This window comes from Thermomicrobiales bacterium (assembly GCA_023954495.1).
Classification (GTDB): Bacteria; Chloroflexota; Chloroflexia; order Thermomicrobiales; family CFX8; genus JAMLIA01.
The window spans coordinates 19,662-27,871 of the sequence record JAMLIA010000040.1; the positions used below are offsets into that span (position 1 = coordinate 19,662).

7 protein-coding genes are annotated in these 8,210 nt (G+C 61.4%); 6 read left to right on the forward strand and 1 reads right to left on the reverse strand.

The window, feature by feature from the left end:
- Positions 1-27: 27 nt before the first annotated feature.
- Positions 28-1,395 carry a histidine--tRNA ligase gene (gene hisS / locus M9890_09255; GenBank protein MCO5177140.1) on the forward strand — a complete coding sequence of 456 codons (1,368 nt, stop codon included), beginning with the start codon at positions 28-30 and terminating at the stop codon, positions 1,393-1,395.
- Here hisS and M9890_09260 read toward each other — a convergent pair.
- Positions 1,392-2,639: a glycosyltransferase family 4 protein gene (locus M9890_09260; GenBank protein MCO5177141.1), complete on the reverse strand. Its 1,248-nt coding sequence runs from the start codon at positions 2,637-2,639 to the stop codon at positions 1,392-1,394. The genes hisS and M9890_09260 overlap by 4 nt on opposite strands.
- Before the next feature lie 142 nt (positions 2,640-2,781).
- On the opposite strand from M9890_09260, the gene M9890_09265 reads away from it, so the two are divergent.
- From M9890_09265 to M9890_09285, 5 genes are all read left to right on the forward strand, one after another.
- Positions 2,782-3,519, forward strand: coding sequence for a PIG-L family deacetylase (locus tag M9890_09265; protein ID MCO5177142.1), 738 nt, complete (start codon positions 2,782-2,784; stop codon positions 3,517-3,519).
- 33 nt (positions 3,520-3,552) lie between these two features.
- The gene (locus M9890_09270) at positions 3,553-4,746 is read left to right on the forward strand and encodes a M24 family metallopeptidase (protein MCO5177143.1); all 1,194 of its coding nucleotides are present in this window, start codon (positions 3,553-3,555) and stop codon (positions 4,744-4,746) included.
- Positions 4,747-4,876: 130 nt separating this feature from the next.
- The gene (locus tag M9890_09275) at positions 4,877-5,896 is read left to right on the forward strand and encodes a magnesium transporter CorA family protein (GenBank protein MCO5177144.1); all 1,020 of its coding nucleotides are present in this window, start codon (positions 4,877-4,879) and stop codon (positions 5,894-5,896) included.
- Positions 5,887-7,338, forward strand: coding sequence for an O-antigen ligase family protein (locus M9890_09280; GenBank protein ID MCO5177145.1), 1,452 nt, complete (start codon positions 5,887-5,889; stop codon positions 7,336-7,338). The genes M9890_09275 and M9890_09280 overlap by 10 nt, the downstream gene beginning before the upstream one ends.
- A gap of 40 nt (positions 7,339-7,378) precedes the next feature.
- The coding region (locus M9890_09285; protein MCO5177146.1) for a dihydrodipicolinate synthase family protein at positions 7,379-8,210 on the forward strand (832 nt) is incomplete at its 3' end.

Consider the following 8,210-nt stretch of genomic DNA (forward strand, 5'->3'; position numbering starts at 1 on the left):
CCGACTGGACTGATCCGGGGGAGATGAATGAACGACGAACCGAACGCTGCTGCCAACACAGGCAAAAGCCGACCGAGGCGGTCGGCGCAACTGCTGAAAGGCATGCGGGATTTCCTGCCGGAGCGCATGCTGCTTCGCCAGCACGTGATGGGTGTATTGCGCACCGTCTTTGAGAGCCATGGATTCGAGCCGATCGACACACCGGCGCTTGAGTACTACGAGACGCTGGCCGGGAAGTACGGTGAAGACGAGCGCCTGATCTACCATTTCGAGGATCACGGTGGGCGTGAAGTCGGGTTGCGCTACGACCTGACGGTGCCGCTGGCACGGTTCGTCGCGGTGCATCGCAACGAGCTGGTCTACCCGTTCAAGCGCTATCACATCGGCCCCGTCTGGCGTGCCGATCGGCCGCAGAAGGGGCGCTATCGCGAGTTCTGGCAGTGCGACGCTGATATCGTTGGCTCGACGTCGATGTTGGCCGACGCCGACGTCGTCTCGATCGTCATCGAGTCGCTGCGTGGTGTCCAGATGCCGAACTTCGTCGTCCATATCAATCACCGGAAGCTGCTGGAGAGCCTGGCGCTGTACGCTGGCGTCTCGGCGGCGCAGGCTCCGGGCGTGTATCGCGCGATCGACAAGCTGGCGAAGATCGGCGAGGACGGCGTTGCGCGCGAGCTGGAAGCGACCGGCGTCGAGAGCGTCGTCGCGCGGCGAATCGTCGATCTTGTATCGACCTCGGGAGCGCCGGATGCCGTGCTGTCGGCCATCTCGGAGCGCCTCTCGAACATTGAGCTGGCCCGTGAGGCGATCAGTGATCTTGAGGACCTGTTCGAGTATCTGGCTGCGCTCGGTGCTCCATCGGAGCATTACGTCCTCGATCTGGCGCTGGCGCGTGGGCTTGAGTACTACACCGGCCCTGTCTTCGAGACGACCGTCGATGAGCCGAAGATCGGCTCGCTCGGCGGGGCTGGCCGGTATGACGGACTGGTCGGCATGTTCTCCGGGCAGGATCTCCCCGCGACGGGCATGTCGCTCGGCCTGGAACGCATCATCGATGTGGTTGAAGAGCTTGACCTCCTGAATGTCTCCGCGACGACATCGGATGTATTCGTCTCGATCTTCGATTCGGAGCGCATCGGAGAATCGCTGTCCATTGCCACGCGGCTACGCCTGTCTGGGATTCCGACCGAAGTATCGCTGGAAGAGAATCGGGACCTGGGCCGGCAGTTGCGCTACGCAAGTCGGAAGAAGATCCCGTACGCGCTGGTGATTGGGCCGGATGAGATTGCTCAGGGTGTCGTTGTGGTGCGCGACATGACGAGTGGCGAGCAGACGACAGTCGCCGACGATTCGCTGGAGTCGTATCTCGCCGACCTGCTGGCAGGCCGAAGCTAATCAGCACTCGCCGACGTGGCCTCGGCGATTGGCGCTGCAATCGCACGACCGGTGACCTCTCGATACACATCGAGCAGGTCGCTGATACGGTCGTCCCAGTCGAAGTGATTCGCAATCCGGGCGCGCAGCGCGGCTCGTCTGGACTCGTCGGCGCTGAATGCGTCGGCCAGCTTCGCTGCCATATCGGCGGCGTCACCGGGTCCAAAGAAGTACCCGAGCTCGCCGAGGATCGCTCGATTGGTCGGCGAGTCGGTTGCGACCGTCGGTAGCTCCATGGCCATGTAATTGAAGATCTTGCCGTTGCTTTCCGTCGTGGAGAGTTTCGGCGCGACCGCGATATCCCCGGCCGCCAGCAGCGCGGGTGCGTCCTCATAATCGATCTTGCCCGGAAACGTCATGCGGGCCGAGATGCCCAGCACGTCCGCCTTTTGCGCGTACCACTCGACGCCCGGATAGCCCGCGACGATGAAGTAGGTGTCCGGTTGATCGCGCAAATAGCGCTGTGCGGCCTCAAGAAGCACGGTTGTGCCCTGATACTCTGCCAGCAGGCCGAGGTAGACGACGACCCGCGCATCCGCCGGTATGCCTAGCTGAGACCGGACAGCAGCGCCTGCGGCTCTGGAAGCTTCTGGGTCAAAGCGCTCAAGATCGACGGCGTCCGGCACGTGTCGGATGCGGGACTTTGGCACCCCGTGTGACTGCAGGTACTCCAGCCCGGCCACGCCGCTCGGAACGATCCGATCTGGTAGCCGGTCGATCGTGCGTTCCAGCTTGCGGAAGAATCGCTCGCTCAAACCGCCACGGCGTAGGAAGCCGTGGTCAAGCATTTCTTCGGTGAGCGACCCTTGATAGTCGAAGATGACCGGCACGTGCGCGATCCGCCCGATGATGCTCCCGATTAGTGCACCCTCGTGCAGGTGGGCGTGGATCACGTCGGGCTTGAAGCGCCGAGCCTGCCGCGCCGCCTCAACGAGCAACGCAACATCGAGATAGGCCTTGTGGCGCGAACTGCCGACCTCGGCACGCTTGAGCCACGGCACATCTACCGACCGTCGGATATCAATACCCGGCAGGTCGCGGCCATTGTGATAGGTGCAGATGCGAACGATGTGTCCTATCCGCTGCAGCGCCGTTGTCTCTTCGAGGATACGCACGTGACAGCCGTAATCCGCGAAGAAGGATGTCGGCGCGATCATGAGAATCCGCAGCGGAGCGGGCCGAGTTGGTCGGCTGGAAACTGTCATCGCGCAGAGTATACCCATTGAAATGGGAATCCGGCCCGATGCTGACCACTTGACGCGCAATTCCGGCTGGTGGATATTGAAGCATTGTGTCTACATCGGCACCCGATCAATTGTCATGAACCTGGGAGGGTGAGGCTGCTCCATGTCTGGTAGTTCAACGACACCGCAATCGACAGAATCGGAGAGCGCGGACGACAGCTTCTCGCGCGTCATGGTTGTCGTAGCGCATCCCGACGATGCCGAGTTTTCTTGTGCCGGATCGGTCGCCAAATTCACTCGTGAGGGCAAGCACGTCGTGTTCGTGCTGTGCACATCGGGTGACAAGGGTACCGCGCGGCGTGACATAACATCACCGGAACTGGCGAAGCTCCGCGAGAGCGAGCAACTGGAAGCCAGCAAGCGTCTCGGTGTTGCCGAGACCGTGTTTCTCCGCCAGGGTGACGGCGAGCTGCAGCCGGATGTCAATTTCCGGGAGAAGATCGTGCGCCAGATCCGCACGCATCGGCCCGACGTGCTGATCACTCATGATCCGTTCCGGCCGTACGCGCTGCATTCCGATCACCGTGCTGTCGGCATCACGGCTGTTGATTCCGTGTACCCAACTGCCCGAGATCCACTGTACTTCCCTCAGCACCTGGCCGAGGGACTCGAGCCGCACAAAGTGGCCGAACTCTGGCTGTACGGCTCAGAGAACCCAGATCGTTTCATCGACATTAGCGAAACGATTGATGCCAAGGTCCATGCGCTCCGCGCACACGTGAGCCAGATCGGCACAGGCGAAACGCTGGACCAGCGCATGCGCGATCGGGCCACTGAAGTCGGCAAGGGTGGCGGCGTTCCTATGGCAGAAGCGTTCAAAGTCGTGAAGATGCGGCGGTAGCGAGCGCCGAACTCGACGATAAGGAGCGGGCAGATGGCAAACCCGATCATCCGCGAAAAGATCGCCCAAGCTGTTGATGTGCTCAACGAGCACGACGTTGATGTCTGGATGATTCTCGCTCGGGAGAGCGATGTCCTCGGTGATCCGAGCCTGCCCCTTGTCGTGGGCACGAGCGTGACCTGGGAGTCAGCGTTTATCATCTCGCGCACTGGCGACCATCGTGCCATTGTCGCGACGGGCGACGTGGCGAATATCCGCCAGACCGGTGCCTGGGACAATGTTGTTGGCTACGTCGAAGGCGTTTCGGGCGAGCTAATCAAGGCGCTCGATGAGCTGCAACCGAATGCGATCGCGCTCAACTACTCGACTGATAACAATATGGCGGACGGCCTCACGCACGGCATGTACCTGCTGTTGGAGGAGATGCTGAAGGACACGCCGCACTGGGCGCGGGTGCAATCGTCCGGCGAGATCCCGACAAAGGTGCGCGCACGGAAGTCGCCATCGGAACTGGCGCGAATTCGCACGGCTGTCCAGACAACGGAGCGCATCTGGGAGGCGACTGAACGCTGGCTTCGGCCGGGGTTGAGCGAACTCGAAATCAGCGCTTTCATGCACGCGCAGCTTGACGAGCGGCGGCTCGGGTCGTCGTGGGACTGGAACTACTGCCCGGGGGTGACCGCCGGTACTGAGTCGCCGCGCGGCCATGTCGGACCGACCGATGTCACGACGCGCGCAGGAGAGCTGCTGTCGATTGACTTCGGCGTCCTCGAAGACGAGTACTGCTCGGACATGCAACGAACGTACTACTTCCTGCGACCGGGCGAGACCGAGGCACCGGATGAAGTGAAGCGCCACTTTGCGATTATCAATCGTTGCATTCAGGACGCGGCAGCGTTCATTCGTCCGGGGGTGCTGGGCTGGGAAGTCGACGATGTCGCCCGCAAGATCTTCCACGCCGAAGGTCTGGAAGAGTGGCAGTTTGCGCTCGGGCACCAGATGGGACGGGCTTGCCACGACGGCGGGACTGTGCTCGGGCCGCGTTGGGAGCGCTATGGCCAGCGACCATATGGCGCGCTTGAGAAGGACGAGGTGTACACGTTGGAGATCGGCTGTCTCGTGCCCGGATACGGCTTCGTCAGTCAGGAGGAGGACATTGTCGTGACCGCGGACGGTTGTGAGTTCCTCGCTGAGCCGCAGCGTGAGGTCATCCTCGTGCGCTCGTAGGTCGAATTGTGAAATCTATGCGGAGCAACGAGTCGCTCCGCTGTTCTGACCGTATCCTTTAGTCGGATAGACAGGGTCGGCAATTCGGCTAATGGCTCCTGGCCGACACGCTTCATGACGAGGCACGTGCATGACAGCGAGCAAGCGCAGAAACGTACCAATCGCGGCGGCAGGGCGGCTCATCCGCCCGGTGTCGCGGCGTGGACGCCAGGATTCGTCAAACGTCTCGTCGCGCCTGCAGGTCGTTGTCCACGAGGGACTGCGCTGGATCGACATTCGCAAACCCGGTGCGCAAGAGATTGAGTTTCTGCGTGACGAGTTCGACTTTCACGAGCTCGTGTTGGAGGACGTCACCAGTCGCACGCAACGACCGAAACTGGACATTGACGAAGACTACGTTTTCATCGTCATGCATTTCCCGATTCACAACAAGAAAACGCGTGTGACGTCAGCATCTGAAGTGGATCTGTTTGTCGGCGATGACTACGTCATCACAGCGCACGATGGTGTACTTGCCCCGCTGGTGGGGATGTTCGAGCAGGCAGCCAAGTCACAGGACGCGCGCGAGGCGATGATGGGCGAATCACCGGCGCATCTGCTGTATTTTGTGATTGACCGCCTCGTTGAGTATTGCTTCCCGATTGTCAATCGTCTTGGCGACCGCATCGATGCGATTGAGGATGCAATCTTCGATAGCTCGAGCCTGCGTACCGTTCAGGAAATATCAGTAGTACGTCGTGATCTCATCTCGCTGCGCCGCATCATCAAGCCGCAAGTCGCGGTCATTTCGCAACTCGAGCATCGTGACCTGCCGATACTTCGCGACGACATCGATGCTGACATCTACTTCGGCGACATCGCTGACCACCTGGCCAAGATCTGGGATTCGCTCGACGATCTCAAAGAAGTCCTTGAAGGGCTCAGTGATACGTTCGACTCGTTGGCGTCGCACCGGCTGAATGAAGTGATTAAGGCGCTCACGGTCATCTCCGTCATCATCCTGCCGCTGACGCTCATCACCAGCGTGTTTGGTATGAACGTGCCGCTGCCCTACGAGCACTCCAGTTACGCGCTGGCGATCATCACGGCGATCATGCTCGCGATCACCGGCGGGATGGTGCTTGCGTTTCGGCTGCGGCGATGGATCTGAGCCAGGCCGCTCCGGCCCGACGAACCCAGTGGTCGCAGGTCGGTGTCATCGCGCTTACGATCCTGGCCGGTGCGCTGGTCGGGCTGGTCGCGATCCGGGTGGGTTTTCCTGTCGCTGCAGCCGTTGCCGTGGCTCCGGCCCTGGCTGTCGTTCTATTGCGGAGCGTCTGGTCCGGATTCATTGCGGTCATCGCTGTTGCCTGCATCCTGCCGTTTGGCGTCTTGCCTCTTGGCGGACCAATTACTCCGACATTGCTGGAACTGGCGCTGATCTACTGTCTTCTGGCTGGCAGTGCGGTTGCATTGCTGGATCGCCGCCAGCGACTTCACGTCGGCTGGTCGGAAGCGCTCGTTCTCGTGCTGATCGGCATCGCGACGGTTGCGTTTCTGCTCGGCATCGGGCGGGGCTATACGAGCCAGACGGCGCACGATTTCGGGCGATTCCTCCTGGCGATCGGCATGTTCTGGCTCACGCGTGAAATCATCCGCTCGCCTCGTGACGGTCGGCTGCTTCTCCATATTCTGCTGGCCGGATCGACGTTTGCTGGACTGATCGGGCTCGCCCTGTTTGCAGGCGGACCGGGCCTGACGATGCGCGTGCTGGGTCGCTTGGTCGCCTACGGGTATCCATCGGACGAGATCGTGCGCTTCATCGAATCGAACCCCGCACTGTCTATGCGAGCGATCGGCACCGGCGTCGATCCGAATGCCTTTGGCGGCCTGATGATGGTTGGGTTGCTGCTCGCCGCGAGTCAATTGCTCTCGGCAAAGCGGTCGGTGAGCGTCTGGGTATCTGGCCCGGCTGCTGGCGTCACAGCGCTGGCGCTGCTTCTATCCTATTCGCGAGGTGCCTGGGTTGGGGCGGCGCTCGGCATCGGTTTCGTGCTGGTGCTGCGACGTCGCTGGCTCATCGCGCCGCTTGGTGTCGTTGGCCTCTTCGGCATTGCGTTTGGTCTGGGCAGTGGGTTCATCACTCGACTGTGGGAGGGATTCACGCTCCAGGATCCGGCAACGAAGCTGCGCCTGCAGGAATATCAGAACGCGTGGAACATCATTCGCGAGCATCCGTGGATCGGCGTCGGGTTCGGCGATGCGCCGTCCAATCATTTGCAGACCGGCGTTTCCAGCGTATATCTGCTGATCGCAGAGCGCATCGGGCTCGTTGGCCTCGCAGTGTTCCTGGCGATCGCTGCCGTCATTGCCTGGCGCGCGGTTCGCGTCGTGCTGGCGCGAAAGGGTCGCGACGGGGACGTGACGTTAAGCTTCGCAACAGTGTTCCTGGCGCTGCTCGCCGTTGCAGTCGTGGACCACTACTTGTTCAATCCGGAGTTTTCGCACATGGTCGCACTGTTCTGGATTGTTGCGGGCGCACTTGTGGCGCTCTGTATTTCGGACAGCGCAGAGAGAGACGTTGGGAAGTATCCTCTGCCTGAGGATGTGTGAAGCGTATGGTGTCGCCCAGACACCGACAGGGGAGGCGAAGATGGCGGACCGTGCATTGCAGGGCGTTCTGGCCCCGATAGCAGCGTTGTTTGGAGCCGATGGTGAGCTGGATCTGGACGCCTACGCGCGCAACGTCGAGTGGTATGCCGAGAGCCCGCTCGATGGCATTGTCGTAATGGGATCGAACGGCGAATCGGCGTTGCTCGATGAGGACGAGAAGTTGCGTCTCATCGAAACTGCCGTGACGACGGTCAACGGGCGACGGCTGGTGCTCGCAGGAACTGGTGTCGAATCCACCCGCGCGACGATCCGGATAACGCAGGCGGCGGCGGGTCTCGGCGCAGATTACGCGCTAGTTGTGACACCACACTACTATCGTCCGCGCTACGACGCCGAAGCGTTCAAGCGGCACTACTTTGCGGTCGCCGATGCATCGCCGATTCCGATTCTGGTCTACATCATGACCGCCTACACCGGTGTTGACCTGCCGGCATCGACTGTCGCGATGCTCTCGCAGCACCCGAACATCGTCGGCGTGAAGGACAGTGCCGGCAATGCGGTCAAGTTCGCCGAGATGGTGTCTGGGACCGACGACGATTTCGCGGTCCTGGCCGGCTCGGCTAACTTCCTGTACCCGGCGCTCTGCCTTGGCGCGAAGGGCGGCATTCTGGCGCTGGCCGATGTTGCACCGCAGGCGTGTGCAGATCTGTATCAGCTGTATCAGGAAGGCGAGCACGAACGCGCGCGTGATCTGCAGTTCAGATTGCTGGCGCCGAACGCCGCAGTCACGACACGATTTGGCATCGGTGGGTTGAAGGCAGCCATGGAAATGGTCGGACTGGAGACCGGCGATCCGCGACCGCCGCTGTTGC

What these genes read in the sequence shown, in the direction of transcription:
- hisS (MCO5177140.1), top strand. Translation starts at nt 28, where the DNA reads ATGAACGACGAACCGAACGCTGCTGCCAACACAGGCAAAAGCCGACCG.
- M9890_09260 (MCO5177141.1), bottom strand. Translation starts at nt 2,639, where the DNA reads ATGACAGTTTCCAGCCGACCAACTCGGCCCGCTCCGCTGCGGATTCTC.
- M9890_09265 (MCO5177142.1), top strand. Translation starts at nt 2,782, where the DNA reads ATGTCTGGTAGTTCAACGACACCGCAATCGACAGAATCGGAGAGCGCG.
- M9890_09270 (MCO5177143.1), top strand. Translation starts at nt 3,553, where the DNA reads ATGGCAAACCCGATCATCCGCGAAAAGATCGCCCAAGCTGTTGATGTG.
- M9890_09275 (MCO5177144.1), top strand. Translation starts at nt 4,877, where the DNA reads ATGACAGCGAGCAAGCGCAGAAACGTACCAATCGCGGCGGCAGGGCGG.
- M9890_09280 (MCO5177145.1), top strand. Translation starts at nt 5,887, where the DNA reads ATGGATCTGAGCCAGGCCGCTCCGGCCCGACGAACCCAGTGGTCGCAG.